The 16,672-nt window shown below is 74.6% G+C and carries 11 protein-coding genes and 1 pseudogene; 8 read left to right on the forward strand and 4 right to left on the reverse strand.

Annotated features, from left to right (window positions below; genetic code table 11):
• Window positions 1-18 precede the first annotated feature (18 nt).
• From ACQEVS_RS31175 to ACQEVS_RS31190, 4 genes and pseudogenes are all read left to right on the forward strand, one after another.
• Window positions 19-462 (forward strand): MscL family protein, encoded by a 444-nt coding sequence (locus ACQEVS_RS31175; RefSeq protein WP_433026311.1) that lies wholly within the window; start codon window positions 19-21, stop codon window positions 460-462.
• Window positions 463-838: 376 nt separating this feature from the next.
• Window positions 839-2,355 (forward strand): annotated as a pseudogene (locus ACQEVS_RS31180) (SpoIIE family protein phosphatase); the annotation flags it as partial.
• A 9-nt stretch (window positions 2,356-2,364) separates the two neighbouring features.
• Window positions 2,365-3,036 (forward strand): ATP-binding protein, encoded by a 672-nt coding sequence (locus ACQEVS_RS31185; protein ID WP_433028088.1) that lies wholly within the window; start codon window positions 2,365-2,367, stop codon window positions 3,034-3,036.
• 734 nt (window positions 3,037-3,770) lie between these two features.
• Window positions 3,771-5,081: an alpha/beta hydrolase family protein gene (locus ACQEVS_RS31190; protein WP_433026314.1), complete on the forward strand. Its 1,311-nt coding sequence runs from the start codon at window positions 3,771-3,773 to the stop codon at window positions 5,079-5,081.
• Between the two features lie 45 nt (window positions 5,082-5,126).
• Here ACQEVS_RS31190 and ACQEVS_RS31195 read toward each other — a convergent pair whose 3' ends face one another.
• The 3 genes from ACQEVS_RS31195 to ACQEVS_RS31205 all read right to left on the reverse strand — a co-directional run bounded on the left by ACQEVS_RS31195 (window position 5,127) and on the right by ACQEVS_RS31205 (window position 9,270).
• Window positions 5,127-6,893 carry a M4 family metallopeptidase gene (locus tag ACQEVS_RS31195; protein WP_433028091.1) on the reverse strand — a complete coding sequence of 589 codons (1,767 nt, stop codon included), beginning with the start codon at window positions 6,891-6,893 and terminating at the stop codon, window positions 5,127-5,129.
• A 613-nt stretch (window positions 6,894-7,506) separates the two neighbouring features.
• A complete protein-coding gene (locus ACQEVS_RS31200; protein ID WP_433026317.1) occupies window positions 7,507-7,932 on the reverse strand; it encodes a gamma-glutamylcyclotransferase family protein in 426 nt (141 codons plus the stop codon).
• Between the two features lie 57 nt (window positions 7,933-7,989).
• The gene (locus ACQEVS_RS31205; RefSeq protein WP_433026320.1) at window positions 7,990-9,270 is read right to left on the reverse strand and encodes a streptophobe family protein; all 1,281 of its coding nucleotides are present in this window, start codon (window positions 9,268-9,270) and stop codon (window positions 7,990-7,992) included.
• A 168-nt stretch (window positions 9,271-9,438) separates the two neighbouring features.
• Between ACQEVS_RS31205 and ACQEVS_RS31210 the strand changes: the two genes are divergently transcribed.
• From ACQEVS_RS31210 to ACQEVS_RS31220, 3 genes are all read left to right on the forward strand, one after another.
• A complete protein-coding gene (locus tag ACQEVS_RS31210) occupies window positions 9,439-10,260 on the forward strand; it encodes a DUF998 domain-containing protein (protein WP_433026323.1) in 822 nt (273 codons plus the stop codon).
• Between the two features lie 384 nt (window positions 10,261-10,644).
• Window positions 10,645-12,174 carry an amino acid permease gene (locus ACQEVS_RS31215; protein WP_433026326.1) on the forward strand — a complete coding sequence of 510 codons (1,530 nt, stop codon included), beginning with the start codon at window positions 10,645-10,647 and terminating at the stop codon, window positions 12,172-12,174.
• A 17-nt stretch (window positions 12,175-12,191) separates the two neighbouring features.
• Window positions 12,192-12,998 (forward strand): GNAT family N-acetyltransferase, encoded by an 807-nt coding sequence (locus tag ACQEVS_RS31220; RefSeq protein WP_433026329.1) that lies wholly within the window; start codon window positions 12,192-12,194, stop codon window positions 12,996-12,998.
• 625 nt (window positions 12,999-13,623) lie between these two features.
• On the opposite strand, the gene ACQEVS_RS31225 is transcribed toward ACQEVS_RS31220, so the two are convergent.
• On the reverse strand, window positions 13,624-14,181 hold the full coding sequence (locus tag ACQEVS_RS31225; protein ID WP_433026332.1) for a hypothetical protein: 558 nt from the start codon (window positions 14,179-14,181) through the stop codon (window positions 13,624-13,626).
• Between the two features lie 971 nt (window positions 14,182-15,152).
• On the opposite strand from ACQEVS_RS31225, the gene ACQEVS_RS31230 reads away from it, so the two are divergent.
• Complete coding sequence (locus ACQEVS_RS31230; RefSeq protein ID WP_433026335.1) at window positions 15,153-16,646, forward strand: FAD-dependent monooxygenase; 1,494 nt, start codon at window positions 15,153-15,155, stop codon at window positions 16,644-16,646.
• Window positions 16,647-16,672 lie beyond the last annotated feature (26 nt).

A 16,672-nucleotide genomic window follows, 5' to 3' on the forward strand; every position in this document is an offset into this window, starting at 1 on the left:
GAACCTCGGGAACCGGTCATGCTCAAGGGATTCAAGAACTTCGTCATGCGCGGCGACATCGTCGTCGTCGCGGTCGGCCTGATCATCGCGCTGGCGCTGAGCACCCTCATCAAGGCGTTCACGGACTTCGTGATCAACCCGATCATCGCCAGCCTGCAGGGCGGCCGCTCGCTCGGCCTCGGCTGGCAGCTCGGCCGGGCCGGGAACAAGGCCACCTACCTCGACCTCGGCGCCTTCATCTCCGCGGCCATCTACTTCCTCATCTTCATGGCCGTCGTCTACTTCTTCATCGTCCTCCCGTACCGGCACGTCCAGGCCCGCCGCGGCGCCGTCGTCTTCGACGAGCCGGGACCCCTGCGGACCTGCCCGTCCTGTCTCTCCGAGGACCTCCCGGCGGCCGCCACCCGGTGCCGCCACTGCTGCGCAGACCTCCCCGCGACGGGCGGACGGGCACACCCCTGAGACCGTCCGGGCGACACGGGGGAGAGGCGGCGCACGGGGCGTGGAACGTCCGGGGCTCCCATTCCCCCGACCGCCCGGAAATGGCGGACCCGTCATTTCCGGACGACGGACGCGGGAATTCCGTGCGGAAGTCCCCGATTTCCGCACGGCGCGGATTCCCGCGGCCGGAGCGGCCCCCGGCCCGCCCCCAGCCCCTGTTCGGGAGCCGTGCCCCGGGCGCCGCGCCCCGCCGATCGGCCGAGCGGAATTCCCGGAAACCGGCGGTCGCCGCGCACGGACGCTTAACCGCCGCGGCACGCGGGAACAATCAGTCCGGCCTCGATTCGTGCGGATCGCGAGAACCGCCGAACCGCACCGAGCAACGGGATGAATCCGTATGGACACGAACGCCGCACCGGACGCTCCCGGCCCGCCGCCGGAGGACGCGGCCGACCTGGGGCGGTGGGCGCTGGCCCAGTTCCCCATCGGGATCGCCGTCTACGACCGGGACAACCGGCTGGTGACCGCCAACGACGAGATGATCCGGCTGAGCGGCCTGGACCGCGACGGCCTCACCGGCCGCCGCCTCGACGAGCTGCTCCCCGGGGCGCCCTTCGAGGAGTTCGCCCGCATCGGCGACGAGGTTCTCCGCACCGGCCGGGCGGTCCGCGCCGACAACTACTTCGTGTCCCCGGGCGACGGCCGGGAGCGCGCCTGGGCCAGCTTCTTCACGCCCATCAAGGACGCCGACGGCCGCACCCGCGGGCTCTCCCTCGCCGCCCTGGACGTCACCGCCGAGTACCGCGCCCGGCAGCGGCTCGCCCTCGTCAACGACGCCGGCGCCCGGATCGGCACCACGCTGGACATGGACCGCACCGCCGCCGAGCTCGCCGAGTCCACCGTCGGCCGGTTCGCCGACTTCGTCGCGGTCGACCTGCTCCCCGACGGCGCCGGCGCGGACGCGGGGCGGCCCGGCACCGGCGAGAGCGTGGAGCTGCGCCGCACCGCCCGGCGCTGGGCCGTCCCCGAGGACCCGTCCGGCCCCGACCCCTTCCCCTCCTCCAGCGGCACCTACCGCTGTCCGCCGCACTCGGCGCCCGCACTCGCCCTCGCCACCGGCAAACCCGCCCGCCACCGCGGCGACGAACCGGCGGTCCGCTTCTGGACCGGGGGCACGCCCGCGCTGCCGCCCGCCGTGCGCGCCCGCGGCGTCGGCTCCCTCCTCGTCGTACCGCTCGCCGCGCACGACACCGTCTCCGGGCTCGCCCTGTTCGTCCGGCACCCGGACACCGAGCCGTTCGACGACCACGACCTGCTGCTCGCCGAGGAGATCACCGCCCGCGCCGCCGTGTGCGTCGAGAACGCCCGGCGGTACGCGCGCGAACGCGCCGTCGCCCTGACACTCCAGCGCAGCCTGCTGCCCGCGCGGCTGCCCGGTCACGCGGCCGTCGAGGTCACCTCCCGGTACCTGCCCGCCACCGCGCAGACCGGCATCGGCGGCGACTGGTACGACGTGATCCCGCTCTCCGGGGCCCGGGTCGCGCTCGTCGTCGGCGACGTCGTCGGCCACGGCCTCCAGGCGTCCGCCACCATGGGCCGGCTCCGCGCGGCCGTCCGCACGCTGGCCGACATCGACCTGCCGCCCGACGAGCTCCTGACCCACCTCGACGACCTCGTCGTCCAGCTCGCCCAGGACCGCGCGGCACAGGCGCGGGACGGCGACGCCGGCGACGAGGCGGGGGAGACGGACGCGTCGTGCCTCTACGCGGTGTACGACCCGGTCTCCCGCCGGCTCGTCGCCGCGAGCGCCGACCACCCGCCGCCCGTCCTGGTGACCCCGACGGCACCGCCCGCTTCCTGGAACTGCCTCCCGGGCCGGCGCTGGGCGTCGGCGGGCTGCCGTTCGAGTCGCTGGAGGTGGAGGTGCCGGAGGGCAGTCTGCTCGCGCTGTACACCGACGGGCTGGTGGAGGGGTGGGGAGCCGGTTCCGGTTCCGTGACCGGCCTCGGTTCGGGAACCGGCAGCGGTTCCGCTTCCGGCTCCGCGCCCGGTTCCGGTTCCGACGCGGAGGGGAGCCGGCTGCTGCGGCGGACCCTGGCCCGGCCCGTCACCGCCGGGCTGGAACGCGTCTGCGACGACGTCCTCGCCGCCCTCCTCCCGGAGCGTCCCGCCGACGACGTCGCCCTGCTGCTCGCCCGCACCAGGGCGCTGGAAGCCGACCGGGTGAGCACCTGGGAGCTGACGGACCACCCCGCGTCGGTGGCCGACGCCCGCAAGCGCGTGGCCGGCCAACTCGCCGCGTGGGGGCTGGAGGACCTCGCCTTCACCACGGAGCTCGTCGTCAGCGAACTGGTCACCAACGCCATCCGGCACGCCGCCCCGCCCATCCGGCTCCGCCTGATCCGGGACGGCGCGCTGATCTGCGAGGTGTCCGACGGCAGCAGCACGTCGCCGCGGATGCGCCGGGCCCGGGCCTTCGACGAGGGCGGCCGGGGGCTGCTGCTGGTCGCCCAGCTCTGCCGGCGGTGGGGCACCCGGTTCACGGCCGGCGGCAAGACGATCTGGGCGGAGCAGCCGCTGTCGGCGGCTGCCTGACGGGCCGGTCCGGGCGGCGCCGTCCGGTTCCGGTGGGACGGGGGTGGGGCGAGGGACCGCGCCCCGGGCGGTGAGGCGCGGCCGTGCCCGCCGTGCCCTCTCACCCGCTCTCGGGCGAACGGACCGGTCAGTGCCGGACCACGCGGTAACTGAGCGCCGGGTACGGGAAGTTCCCCAGTGCAGGCTGCCGAGCGCGTCGTAGAGGTCGCTCGGATGCCCGGGCCGCCCGGTGCGGCAGTCGCGGTCGAAGTAGACCTGGATGTCGGCGGTGGTCAAGTTGACGGCCGACAGCGCCGGTTCGGCGAGGTTCCGGCACGTCGGATCCGTGATGTCGACCGGTGCCCGTCCGCCGGTCAGGTCGGTCCCGGAGGCGAAGTACGCCACCGGGGCGTGCGGCAGGTCGACCGCGGCCGCCGGCTGTGCGAGGCCCGCGCCCAGCAGCGCGGCACCGGAGAGGGCGGCGGCGCCACCGGTCAGCAGTCTCTTCCGGAACGTGGTCATGGGTGCACTCCGTTTCGGGCAGGTCCCGGCGCCGTCACGACTCGGTGGAACGGTCCACCCGCGGCGGGACGCCAATGTTCATTGCATCTTCAATAGTCCGGCCGGGAGCGTCAACCGGCATCCGGCCGACGGCCGTTCGACGCGCGTGATCCGGCCAGAATGGACCCGCGCGCCCGGCACTCGCCGAGGCCGCGGCGACCCGCCGGCCCGCGGCGGGCGAGGAGGGAGAGCACGTGCCGACGTACGAGACCCGGCAGCGCCCCGCGGCGGTCCCGCCCGGACGGCGGACCGTGGTGGCCGCCGCCCTGCTGGCCGCCGTCGTCGGACCGGCGGCGCGGGCCGCGGCGGCGGTCCCCGGCCGGCCGAAGGCGGACCCGGTGCCGCTCCGGCTGCCCGCGCCCACCGGCCCGCACGCGATCGGTACGGCCGCGCTGCACCTGACCGACACCGCCCGGCCGGACCCGTGGCGACCCGGCAAGGCGCGCGAGTTGATGGTGAGCTTCTGGTACCCGGCCGTCGCCGGCCCGGGCGGCGCGGAGCCGGCGCCGCACATGGAACCCGCGGCGGCCGTCCACTTCGGTGGGGAGGACGGCATGGCCGCCCTCAACTACCATGTGCCACCCGGCAGTACGGACTGGCGGGAGACGCGGAGCCACGCCCGCCCCGGCGCCCGGGTGCTGCCCGGCGGACCCCGGCCGGTGGTGCTCTGGTCGTCCGGGATCGGCGATCCGCGCACCTGGGGCACCGGCCTCGTCGAGGAACTGGCCTCGCGCGGCTACGTCGTCGTCACCGTCGACCACACCTACGAGGCGTCCGAGGTCCTGTTCCCGGACGGGACGCTCGCGGCGTCCGTCCTCCCCGCGCTGATGAAGGACAAGCCGGACTTCGCGGCCCTCACCCGGCAGTGCATGAAGGTCAGGCTGGGCGACGTCACGTTCGTACTGGACCGGCTGCACGCGCTCCGGCACGGCGGCCGTACGGCGGTGGGGCACGCGCTGCCGCGCGGGCTGGCCGAGGCCCTGGACCTGTCGCGCACCGGCATGGCCGGGCACTCCGGGGGCGGTTTCACGGCGGCCCAGGCCATGTGCCACGACACGCGGCTCGTCACCGGGATCAACCTCGACGGCCAGATGCACTTCCCGACCAAGGCCGACGGCACGGGCGTCGAGCTGGGCGAGGTGGCGGAGAAGGGACTCGGCCGTCCGTTCCTGCTGATCGGTTCGGCCGCGGACGTGGCCGACAACCGGCCGTCGTGGGACGCGCTCGTCCGGCACAGCCGGGGCCACGTCCGGCGGCTGATCGTCCACGACACCGCCCACGGCGCGTTCACCGACGCCGCCGCGCTGCTGCCGCGGCTGGCCGAACGGGGCACCGTCTCCCGGGAGACGGTGACGGGCGTCCTCGGGGCGCTGCCGGCGGACCGGTCGGTCGCGATCACCCGGGGGCTCGTCACCGCCTTCCTCGACCGGCGGCTGCGCGACCGGGACACCCGGCCGGGGGACGTGCCGACGGGATGGTTCCCGGAGGTGGAGCGGGCAGGATGAGCACGCGGGCCCCCGGCCGGTCCGGCCGGGGGCCCGCGGTCCTCGTCAGTGCTGGGCGGACGGGGTGTTGGCCTCGGTCACGTTGACCGCGGCCCAGGCGCGGTCGACGGCCTGGTACTCGGCGCTGCCGGCGCCGTGGATGTCCGCGGCGGCCTGGAGGGTGGCCTTGCGAGCATCGTGGAAGTCGGACGTCGAGACCATGTACCGGGTGAGCGCCCGGTAGAAGATCTGCTCCGCCTTGTCCCGGCCGATGCCCGTCACCGACCGGCCGTCGTAGGTGGGGGAGTCGTAGGAGAACTTCCCGATCGTCTTCTTGCCGCTGCCCTCGGCGAGCAGGTAGAAGGCGTGCGAGGAGACGCCCGAACCGGCGTGCACCTCACGGTCGTAGGAGTCGGCGTCCCAGTAGTCGACCGTGCCCTCCAGCTTGTCCAGCGAGGGCTTGTCGAGGCGGCGCAGGAACTGCTGGTCCAGGCCGAGCTTCTCGCCGAGCAGGTAGTTCGGGGGGTTGGCCGCGTTGTTGGTGCGGAACTCCATGCCGGTGCCGAAGATGTCCGCGAACGACTCGTTGAGCGAGCCGGCCTCGCCGAACTGGTTGCCCTGCGCGTCCACCCGGGTCGGCTGGAAGTCGGCCGTGGCCGAGATGACGCCGTGGGTGAGCTCGTGGCCGGTGACGTCCAGGGCCACCAGGGGCTGCTTGAACGTTTCGCCGTCGCCGTCGCCGTAGAGCATGCACCAGCAGTCGGGGGACCAGAAGGCGTTGCCCACCTTGTTGCCGAAGTGCACCAGGGCGCGCGGGCCGACGCCGTCGTTCTTGATGCCGTTGCGGCCGAACGTGCCCTTGTAGTAGTCGAAGGTGCTGGTGACGCCGAACTGGGCGTCCACGGCGGCGGTGGTGGGGTCGGAGGCGGTGCCGTTGCCCCAGCGGTTGGTGCTGTTGGTGAACGCCTTGCCCTGGGTGAAGGTCTCGAGCTCCTGGCCGCCCGCGGTCCGGGTCTCGGCGCTGCCGCGGCTGAGGTCCTTGAGCGTGAAGGTGCTGCGTGCGGTCTGCGTGGTGATCAGCGGGACGGTGCCGACGAAGATCGAGGCGCCGTTGCCGTTCGCCTGCGCGGGGTAGGTGGCCGCGGCGCCGGAACCGGCGGTCCGCGGCGTGGCCGCCGCGCCGAGGCGCGGGGCGGCGGTGCGGCCCTTGGCGCGCAGGGTGTCCTTGAGCTTGGGGGAGATGAACGCGTCGGTGAGCGGGGTGGTGGCGAGGACCTTCCCCGAGACGGCGTCCACGGTCACCGCGCGCAGGGCGCCCTTCTCGGCCGCGTGCCCGCCGGTGACGGTCACCCGGTAGGCGAGGACGGACGTGCCGCCGGTGGCGTCCACCACCAGCTCGGTCCGGCCCGCCGTGCCCTTGACCGCCTCGGCGGCCTTCGCGGCTGCCTGACGCTCCGTCAGTTCCGGCTTGACGGACTTCAGGGCCACCTGATGCCGCGCGGCCCGGGTCGCGCCCGCGTAGCGGCCCTTGGCGTCGAGGTGGACGACGAGGTCGCCGCCGACCACCGGAACGCCCTTGTAGGCGCGCTCGAACCGGACGTGGCGCTTGCCCTCCGGGTCGACCAGGGAGTCCTTGACGGTCAGCGTCTCCTGCGGGCCGACGCCGGTGTCCTTGGCGTGGGCGACGGCGGCGGAGCGGGCCGCCCGCAGCACGTCGGCGCCGGCCACCTGTGAGGCCGCGGAGCCGGGTCTCGCCGTGGCCGCGGTGTTCGTCGTGGTCGCCGTGCTCCGTGCCATGCCCGTCGCCGGGGCGGCGACGGCGCCTCCGGCCATGGCCGCTGCCGCGGCCACCGCGACGGCGACAGTCAGTATTCGGCCGGGAGTTGTGGGGGATGTACGCACTGTTCAGCGCCCTTTGCGTCATGACGGTCCGGGGTGGCCGGGCCGCTGGCGGGGGGCGGTGCTGTCACTCGTGCACCGCGGAACCCTGTGGTCCCGGGCAGACTGTGCAGCGCTTGGCATGCTCATGAGAAGACTGTTTACACGGTGTTCACATCAATTGATCAACATTTGACATGAGATCAACGGAGGGTGAACAGCGGGCAACAGGGCGTCCGTTCGAACTGCAAGACCGGTCAAAGGGGCGACGGGTTGCGCGAGTTCGGCGGCCGCTCAGCATGTGGGACGGTCGGTGACGCGGTGCGTGTCCGTGGTGACGCGAGGGGCTTGGTGTGCCCGTTCTCGGTATGACCGTTGCGGTGCGGGCTCATTGGGGCGCGCTTGTTGTGATGCGCCTGTTTTGGGATGCGCTTGCTTCGTCGTGCGTCGGTCGTGACGCGCCGGCCACCATGTGTTCGTCACGCTGCGCCGACCGCCGTCGGACGCCGGACACGCGCCCGCCGTCATGCGCCGGCCGTCACGCGCGCCGACTGCCGCACGCCCGCCGTCAAGCGCGGTGCGGCCAGTCGCCACCGGGGACGCGGACGCCTTCCGCGCGCAGGCGGCGGGCGATACGCTCGCCGGCCAGGTACACCCACGCGCGTACGGTCGCGCCCCGCTCGGTGCGCACCTCGCGTACCACCCGGTCGTAGAGGCTGCCGGGGTCCCCCGGGCGGTGGCCCTCCAGTTCGTCGAGGGCGGCGAGCACGGCCGCGTGGCCGGCCGGGGCGAGCGTCATCAGCTCGCCGCGGACCTCACCGGCCGGCGCGGTCACCGCGAACGGATAGCCCGGCCCCTCGTACAGCACCGCCCCCGCCAGCCGGGCCGGGACCTCGTCGGCCGTCCGGCCGCGCAGGAACGCGGCGTAGTTGACGCCGCCGCGGCGCAGCGTGCCGTAGACGAAGACCGGCAGCGGCGCCTCGCCCCCCGCCATCCCCACCTCCTTTTCCGGTCGCGTCTCCCCTGCCGCGCGCCCGGTCAGCCTAACCGGCTATCCGGCACCGCCCCGCGGCCGCCGGACGCGGGCGAGCGCCTCGGCGAGTGCCCCCGCCCCTGCCCCCGCGACCAGGCCCCACAGCGCTCCCCAGCCCAGCAGCAGCGGCAGCCGGGGGTGCAGCCGGACCTCCCCGCCGAAGGCGTCGAGGTCGCCCATGCCGAACAGCGACAGCCCGTAACGCGCCGAGATCCGGGTCAGCAGGCCGACGGCCACCAGGGCCACGGCCAGGGTGGGGGCCAGCCGGAGGGCCTGCCGCCACCACGGCGCGGGGAAGCGGCGGGCCATCAGGAACGCGGCCGCCGCCAGCGCGAGGGCCGCCACCAGGGCCAGGATCCACGCCCGGTCGTCGTACCGGCCCAGCGAGGCCAGGTCCACCGTCGCCGTGCCGCCGCCCGGCTCGCGCAGTACCGCGGCGAGCGCGTACGGCACCGGCAGCCCGATCGCGTCGGGCACGTTTCCCTCCCAGGCGCCGCCGAGGCCCGTGCCGAGTGCGAGCCAGGAGAGGTTGGGCAGCCCCAGCAGCAGGGTGGCGGCGGTCTCCGCCGGGTGCCCCCGGGTGCACAGCGTCACCAGGCCCACCACCAGCCCCAGGACGACGTAGCCCAGCAGCAGCCCCAGCACCGCCCGGACCGGCGGGCGGGCCGCGTCCTGGAGGCGGCGCAGCGGGGGAGGGAGCGGGGTGCGGCGCGCGGCGAGGGCGATGATCACGTACAGCACCAGCAGCCACAGCAGCCCCCGGCCCAGGGTGGCCGCCACGTCCGCGCGGAACCCCACCTCCGGCCGTACGTCCAGCGCGTCCCCGATCTCGTCCAGCAGTCCGCCGCCCAGCCCGATCCGGAAGGTGTGGCGTGCGGTCAGCGCCGGGACCAGCAGCGCCGGGATCCAGAGCACCGCCACCCGGGCCGCGCGGGCCGCCAGTTCCCGGCCGTCCGGCGGCGGACCGTGGCGCACCGGACCCAGCGGCCGCAGCAGACCCGCCGCCAGGGCGAGCGCCCCGGCCAGCGACACCGACAGCGGAACCACCGTGAGGGTGGCACCCGTACGGCCGAAGAACCCGGCGCCGCCGGTCAGTTCCACCGTCCCGCCCACGGCGGCCACCACGGTCGCCGCCAGCACGGCCGGGAACGCGCCGGACGGCAGGCCGCCGGCCCCGGCCGCCCACAGGCCCAGGGCGGCGGTGGCGACCATGGCGGCCACGGCGGCGGCCACCGCGCCGAACGCCTCCGCCCACGCCCGGACGGCCTCTCCGGAACGGGACCCCGACACCTGACCCACGCGTGCTCCTGCCTCGGACGGACGGCGGCTGACCTCCCCATATGGCTCGAACCGTACGCCCCGGAACCGATTGCCACCCCTCTGCGGGGGCACTCGGGGGAAGCGGACGTCCCGTTTGCGGTGAGCGAGGTCCCGGTACACACAATGAAGATCTGGGGTGGCGCGAAGATGACCGACGGCACTGACAGCAGTTGCCTCGACCACGGGAGGCAGGCCCTGTACGAACGGCCCTCCTCCGGCCCACGACGGACCGCGCTCGCGCCCGCCGGGTCCCGGCCCGCCCCGCCACCCGCACCGCCGAGGCACCGCCTCTTCACCCGTACGGTCGTGGCCCCCGCCCTGCTGCTCACGGCGGCCGTCGTCTACAACGACTGGCTGCTGGAGTTCCCGCTGCCCACCGGACTCGACCCGCGGCACTCCTACGTCAGCGAGCTCTACGCCGCCGACCAGCGCTTCCACCTCCTCTTCGGCGCCGCGGAACTCCTCGCCGCCGCCTTGGTCGTGGCCGGCGCGCTGCTCGCCAGGGACCGCCGGGCGGGGCCGGTGGCCGAGGCCGGCTGGTGGTGCCTGGTCGCCTTCGGGATCTGCTCGGTGGCCGACGTGATCGTCCCGATGCGCTGCGCCCCCTCGGTGGAGGCCGGCTGCGAGGCCGTCAACCCCTGGCACACCGCCACCAGTGCCCTGGTGCACGCGGCCCTCTTCGGCTCGATGTTCCTGTTCACCGTCGCCGCGGCCCGGGCCCGGTGGCCCGTCCTGTCCCGCTGGACGCCCTGGCTCCCGGCCGCCGCCCTCGCCACGGCCGTCTCCACGGTGGGCGCCCTCTTCGGCCACCCGGGCTGGCACGGCGTCCCCCAACGGGCGCACCTGGTCCTCGTCGGCGTGTGGTTCGTCCTGCTGGCGGCGGAACTGCGGGGGCCGGTGGGGGAGCGGGGCGGGGCACCCGGGCCGCGCGTCGGGGACGCCGTGCCGAAGACACCACGGCGCCGGTAGACCCCGGACCGCGCCGCGCCCGTCCCCTCCCACCGGCTCCGGCCCCGCGTGCCCCGGACCTCGCCCGGGACGCTCGTCACCGGACCTGCCGTGGTGCTGTCCGTCCGATGGACCCCGGCGCTTCCCGGCTGAGTGACGTGGTCTTTTGAGACGCGGTGGCCGAAGAGCGGTCTCGTCCTTGAGATGCCCGCCGACTATGTTGGCAGCGCGGTGACGCGCTCCGGCATGTGCGTGCGGCAACGTCGTGATCTCCCGCGCCGTCGGCGGCTGTCGGGCGGCAGGGGTGCCGTCCCGCGGGCGGGCTCCGCCGTGCCGCGCCGACGGCTGGCGGCCGGGCCCCGCTGCTCCCGTCCCGTTCGGCTCTTCTCCGTGCGGAGGATCCCGATGCGTACACCAGCACGCGCGCGACGGCGGCGGTCCGAGCCGTCGGGTGACGACGAACGCGTACTCGAGGAGCTCGGCTACACGCAGCAACTGCACCGGCGCGTGGGCGCCTTCGGGAACTTCGCCGCTTCCCTGTCGACCATCTCGATCATGTCCGGGACGCTGCTGCTCCTCGGCTACGGACTGAACAGCGGTGGTCCCGCGGTGGTGGTGTGGGGGTGGCTCGCCGTGGGGCCGCCGGTGCTGTGCCTGGCGGCGGCGCTCGCGGAGATCACCTCGCGGTACCCCACCAGCGGCGGGCTGTACTACATGGCCCGCCGGCTCGGCGGCGAGCGGTGGAGCTGGTACACCGGCTGGCTCAACCTGCTGGGGCTGCTCGGCGGGATCGCCGCCCAGGACTACGGCATCGCGACCTTCGCCGACGCCTGGGCGAACCTGCAGTTCGGGTACGTGCCGACGCCGCGATCCTCGCTGGCCCTGTGCGCGGTGATCCTCGCGCTGCACGCCGTCCTGAACCTCTTCGGCGCCCGGCTGATGAACGTCCTGGCGTCGCTCAGCGCGTGGTGGCACCTCGCCGGGGCCGTCGTCATCGTCGGCGCCCTGGCGCTCGTCCCCTCCCACCACCAGCCGGCCGGCTTCGTGTTCTCCGGGTTCACGAACAACACCGGCTGGTCCAGCCCCGTGTACGTGGTCCTGCTGGGCATGCTGCTGCCGTGCTTCGCGCTGGCCGGATACGACACCTCGGCGCATCTGAGCGAGGAGACCGGCGGCGCCTCCGTGGCCGCGGCGCGCGGGATCGTCCGGTCGGTGGCGGTGTCCTGGATCGCCGGCGGTGTGCTGCTGGTCGCCCTGCTGTTCGCCGTCCAGGACTACGCCGGGACGCTGGGCGGCGAGACCGGGGTGCCGGTGGCGCAGATCCTCCTGGACGCGCTGGGCGTGGCGACGGCGAAGGCGCTGCTGCTGGTGATCATCGGTGCGCAGTTCCTGTGCGGCTACACGGTGACCGCCTCCGCCAGCCGCATGATCTACGCCTTCGCCCGGGACGGCGCCCTGCCCGGCTCGGCGCGCTGGCGGAAGGTCAGCCGCCGGACGGCGGTCCCGGTCGCCGCCGTCGGGCTCGCGGTCGCCGTCGCCTTCGTCCTGGCCCTGCCGTCCCTGTACTCCGCCACGGCGTTCTCGGCGGTGACCGCCATCTCCGTCGTGGGCTTCACCCCGGCCTACGCCATCCCGGTGCTGCTGCGCCTGCGCCACCGGGACCGGTTCACCCGGGGGCCCTGGCACCTGGGCCGGTGGAGCCGGCCGGTCGGCTGGGTGGGCGTGTCCTGGGCGGCCGGGGTGACGGTGCTGTTCCTGCTGCCGCAGTCCCGCCCGGTCACCGTCCAGACCTTCAACTACACGCCCGTCGCCCTGCTGGTGGCCCTCGCCCTGGCCGCCCTGTGGTGGCGCTTCGGACGCCGCGCCTACGGAGTGCCGGACTCCGGCGCGGCGGACGCACACGACCGGATCGAAGAGGCCGAGAACACCGTCTGACGCGACAGGGAGGCACCATGACCGTTCCCGCGGAGTCCGCCGAATCGGTACGGCAACTCACCACCGCCTGGCGGACCCTGGTGCTCGACCGTGAGGCGGACGCGGACGTGCGCGACCTCCCGGGCATCGCCGTCCGCTGGGCCGACAGCCGGTTCGGGTTCTGGAACTGCGTCACCCTGACCGAGCCGGAAGCGGGAGCGGAAAGCGTCGGGCACCGGCTGGACCAGGCGGCGGACATCATGCGGGCGAAGAAGCACCCGGGGTTCCTGTGGCTCTTCGAGGACCTCCTCGACGACGAGGCCCGCTCCGCGCTGGAGGCGGCCGCCGATCGGGCCGGCCTCCGATTCGCCTTCCCCGGTACGGGCATGGCCGCCGACCTGCCCCGGCTCCCCGAACCGGCCCACGCGGACCTGACGTTCACCCGCGTACGCACCGAGGAGCATCTGCGGGCCTACGCCGACCTCCAATCGCGTGCCTATGGACTGCCGTTGGAAGAGTGCCGCGACGGTCTGGCCGGATCCGCGCTGTGGAAGAACGGGATCCACGCCTACCTGGCCGTGCGGGGCGGCGAGGCGGTGGCCTGTGCCGCCACCCTCGCGGCGCGGGGCCGCCTGCACGTCGTGTTCGTCGCCACCGATCCGCGGTGGCAGCGCAAGGGATACGGCGAGGCGGTCACGCGCAAGGCGCTGCACGAGGGCGCGCGGGCCACCGGACTGACCCGCGCCACCCTGCACGCCACCGCCGCCGGAGCCCCCGTGTACCCGCGCATCGGGTTCGAGCCGAACACACCGATCCGTTTCTACGGCCTGCAAGGTACGGCCTGAAGGGTACGGTCTGAAGGTGCGCCGCACTATGGAACGGCCTGAACGACGCGGCTTGAAGAAGCGTCCTGAAAGGCCGATCCGGCCGGGTGAGACTCGGCTCACAGTCCGGGGGATGTCACGACCCGGGGGCCCGTGCCCCTCTCAGGAGTGAGCACCACGGAAGGGCGCCCCGGGAGCGGTGCCCGCCCGAGACCGCACGGTCCCTGCCGACGTGACGGATCCGCCTTCGATCCCGGTCGGCGGCGGCCGTGCGGCCCCGCCCGTCGCCCGTGCGCCGGGAATTCCCCCGTCACCCGGTGCGGTGCGACGGGCGGGGTGCTCCGCGTTTCTTTCACTTCATTTCCCATTCGGCGGACGAAGGGAATGAACCGTGGAAGTGTGAAGGGACCGCGGAGGGATGTGGAGGGATCAGTTTTCCTCGCCAGGGGAAGGGGTGGGGCCGATCGCCACGGCGTTCATGATTTCCGTGAGGTCGTAGAGAGCGCGGCGGGTGCTTCCATAGCGCGTGATCTTTCCCCGGCTCGACCATTTGCGAATGGTCGCGGGGAGACCCCGGCGGCGAGGGCCGCGAGTTCGGTGGTGACGAGCCGGGGCTCCCCGCCGGCGTGCCCGGCGAGGGCGGGACTCATGCGACGCCCTCGGTGGAGCGGCCGAGGCCCCGCTCCCGCCGGAGGTTCCGCATCAGCGCCAGCCACTGGTGCGGCAGCCAGGTGTGCCCCGCGGCGCACCGCACCTGGCCCACACTCTTCGTCCCGGACACCGGGGCGGGCGAGAGCGGCTGCGCGCAGCCCGGGTGGACGCAGCTGCCGAGGTTCGCGGCCAGGGACGGCTTGACGTAGGCCGAACGCCGGGCGGTCTCGGCGGCGTCGAGCAGTTCCTCGACGAAGTCGCCGGCCGCGGCGTGGCACAGCAGCCAGTCCAGGTGGACGAGGAGGAACGCGGCCAGTTCGGCGGGGCGCCGCCGTGGCGCGCCCACCCCGCGCTCGTCCGCGACCAGCGCCGCCCAGGACGACAGGGTGCCCAGGATCCGCGACCGGGTCGCCATCGCGCCCTCGTCGAGCGGCGGCCCGGAGTGGCGCCGGGCGCCGCCGACCGGACGGAGCGGCGGCCCCTGCCGGCGGGGGAGCAGGGCGGCCTCGCAGTCGGCGTAGATGTCCGGCAGTTCGCCGAGGCAGGACCGCATCGCGCGGCCGCACGCGGCGCACGGCCGGGGCCCGGGGTCCGGTGTGCCGGGGCGGCGGCGCGGGAGGCCGGTGTGCCGTCCCGTGCTGCATCGCGAGGAGCGCGACCCGGAAGGGCGCGGCCTTGACGCGGGTGATTCCGCGGAACTCGATTCCGGTGAACTCATTTCCTTCTCCCGAGGCTCGTGGTGAGGTGCCGGCGTGGAAGCGCGCACCGGGAGCGCCGTGTCCAGGAGTGGGGTGGGATCCCTGGAACGGAGGGGTGGCGGCATCGGTGAACGGGCTCGGGACCGCGTCCCGGACCGTTCGCGGAACGGCCGCGGCGGATTCCGGTTCCGTCGGTCCGCCGACTGGTGGGTCCCGCGTTCCGGAAAACCCCGGCCGGGAAAGGTAATGAGCGTACGACGTGCCGTGCCAGATTTCCGATCATGAAATCTGGAACCCCCGTTTCTGGCCCCCGTGGCATCGCGCCCGGGTGACCGGGCGGAACGGTTCCCCTCATTCCGGCCCTGGGGCGGACGGGGTGCGTTCCATGCGATGCAGGGTCGGACCCTACAAGCCCGCGAGGGTGTTGTCTACATGTATTCGGGCGGAAAAGCGGATTCCGAGCGGTGCCCGCCGGGCGGGTGCCGGAAGTGGTCCGGCCGGGCTCCGGAAGGGAAATAGCAGAGGCCGTTCCGCCGCCCGGAGAAGGGAATCACGCGGAATCACGGCCGAGTAATTCCCGGCTGAGCTGCGGGGTTTGACACCGGCTCGGCCGCGCTGTCACGCTATGGGGCAGCGGCAGATCTGTGTCCGCTTCCGGGGCACGGGAGACGTCTCCTCCCGTGCGTCCCCTCCCTCTTCTCTCCCGCAGGGCCGGCCGCGGCCTGCCGGCGCGACCGCGCCGCCCCCGGCCCCGCCCTTCCGTTCGCCAACTCCCCTGCCGCGGCCGGGTCCGTCCGCCGTGCCGCGCCCGGGGCGAGGAGACAGCATGGATGTTCCGGTGATCGTCGTCGGGGCCGGCCCCACCGGGTTGTTCCTGGCCGCCGAACTGCGCCTCGGCGGCGTCGACGTCCTCGTCCTCGACCGACTCGACCGGCCCACCGGCCAGTCCCGCGGGCTCGGCTTCACCGCCCGCGCGACCGAACTCTTCGACCAGCGCGGCCTGTTGTCCCGCTTCGGTGCCGTGGAGACCGACACCCGAGGGCACTTCGGCGGCATACCGCTCGACTACGGCGTCCTCGACGGCGGCCACTTCGGCGCCCGCGGGATCCCCCAGGCGCGCACCGAGGCCGTCCTCGCCGACCGGGCCGCGGAGCTCGGCGCGGAGATCCGGCGCGGCTGGACGGCCGTCGGGCTCGTCAACGGACCCGACGGGGCCGAGGTCGAGGCCGAGACGCCCGCCGGGCGGCGCCGGCTGCGCTGCCGCTTCCTCGTCGGATGCGACGGCGGGCACAGCTTCGTGCGCGGCGCGGCCGGGATCGCCTTCCCCGGCAGCGCCGCCACCCGCGAGATGTTCCTCGCCGACGTGGCCGGTGCCGACGGCGGGGGCATCCGGCCGCGGCCCATCGGCGAACGGCTGCCCGGCGGCATGGTGATGTCCGCCCCGCTCGCCGACGGCGTGGACCGCGTCATCGTCTGCGAGCGCGGCACCCCGCCCCGGCGCGGCGACCGGCCGGTAACGTTCGGCGAAGTGGCCTCGGCCTGGCGGAGATTGACCGGCGAGGACATCGGCGGCCGCACCGCGCACTGGGTCAGCTCCTTCGGCGACGCCACCCACCAGGCCGCCGCGTACCGGAAGGACTCGGTGCTGCTGGCCGGCGACGCCGCCCACACCCATCTGCCCGCCGGCGGCCAGGGGCTCAGCGTCGGCGTCCAAGACGCCGCCAACCTCGGCTGGAAGCTCGCCGCGACCCTCCACGGCTGGGCGCCGCCCGGCCTGCTCGACACGTACCACGCCGAGCGGCACCCCGTCGGCGCCCGGCTGCTGGCCAACACCCGGGCCCAGGGCCTGCTGTACCTCGGCGGGGAGGAGGTGCTGCCGCTGCGCGCGGTGTTCGCGGAGCTGATGGAACTCCCGGACGCCGGGCGCCACTTGGCCGGCCGGGTCAGCGGGCTCGACATCCGCTACGAGACCGGCCCCGGCGGGCACCCGCTCCTCGGCCGGCGGCTGCCCCCGGCGGACCTCACCGGCGAGGACGGCCCCACCACCACCTTCGAACAGCTCCACGCCGGCCGCGGGGTCCTCCTCGACCTCGCCGCCGACCCGGACGTCCGGCGCGCGGCCCGGCCCTGGGCGGACCGGGTGCGCGTCGTCACCGCGGCCCCGCGCGAGGCACCCGGCGGCCCGCTCGACGGGACCGCCGCGCTGCTCGTCCGGCCCGACGGGTACGTCGCCTGGGCCGCGCCCGGCGACCCGCCTGACACGCCGTCCGCCACCCTGCCCGCCGCCCTGCGGCGCTGGTTCGGCCCGGCCGCCCGCTGAGCCCGCACCACCCCGCACCGGAGATC

Source organism: Streptomyces sp. CA-181903, from assembly GCF_050937075.1.
GTDB lineage: Bacteria > Actinomycetota > Actinomycetes > Streptomycetales > Streptomycetaceae > Streptomyces.

Excerpts from the sequence above, each read along its gene's own strand:
- ACQEVS_RS31175 (WP_433026311.1), top strand. The coding sequence starts at position 19 with ATGCTCAAGGGATTCAAGAACTTCGTCATGCGCGGCGACATCGTCGTC.
- ACQEVS_RS31220 (WP_433026329.1), top strand. The coding sequence starts at position 12,192 with ATGACCGTTCCCGCGGAGTCCGCCGAATCGGTACGGCAACTCACCACC.
- ACQEVS_RS31230 (WP_433026335.1), top strand. The coding sequence starts at position 15,153 with ATGGATGTTCCGGTGATCGTCGTCGGGGCCGGCCCCACCGGGTTGTTC.
- ACQEVS_RS31215 (WP_433026326.1), top strand. The coding sequence starts at position 10,645 with ATGCGTACACCAGCACGCGCGCGACGGCGGCGGTCCGAGCCGTCGGGT.
- ACQEVS_RS31210 (WP_433026323.1), top strand. The coding sequence starts at position 9,439 with ATGACCGACGGCACTGACAGCAGTTGCCTCGACCACGGGAGGCAGGCC.
- ACQEVS_RS31195 (WP_433028091.1), bottom strand. The coding sequence starts at position 6,893 with ATGGCCGGAGGCGCCGTCGCCGCCCCGGCGACGGGCATGGCACGGAGC.
- ACQEVS_RS31225 (WP_433026332.1), bottom strand. The coding sequence starts at position 14,181 with ATGCGGTCCTGCCTCGGCGAACTGCCGGACATCTACGCCGACTGCGAG.
- ACQEVS_RS31200 (WP_433026317.1), bottom strand. The coding sequence starts at position 7,932 with ATGGCGGGGGGCGAGGCGCCGCTGCCGGTCTTCGTCTACGGCACGCTG.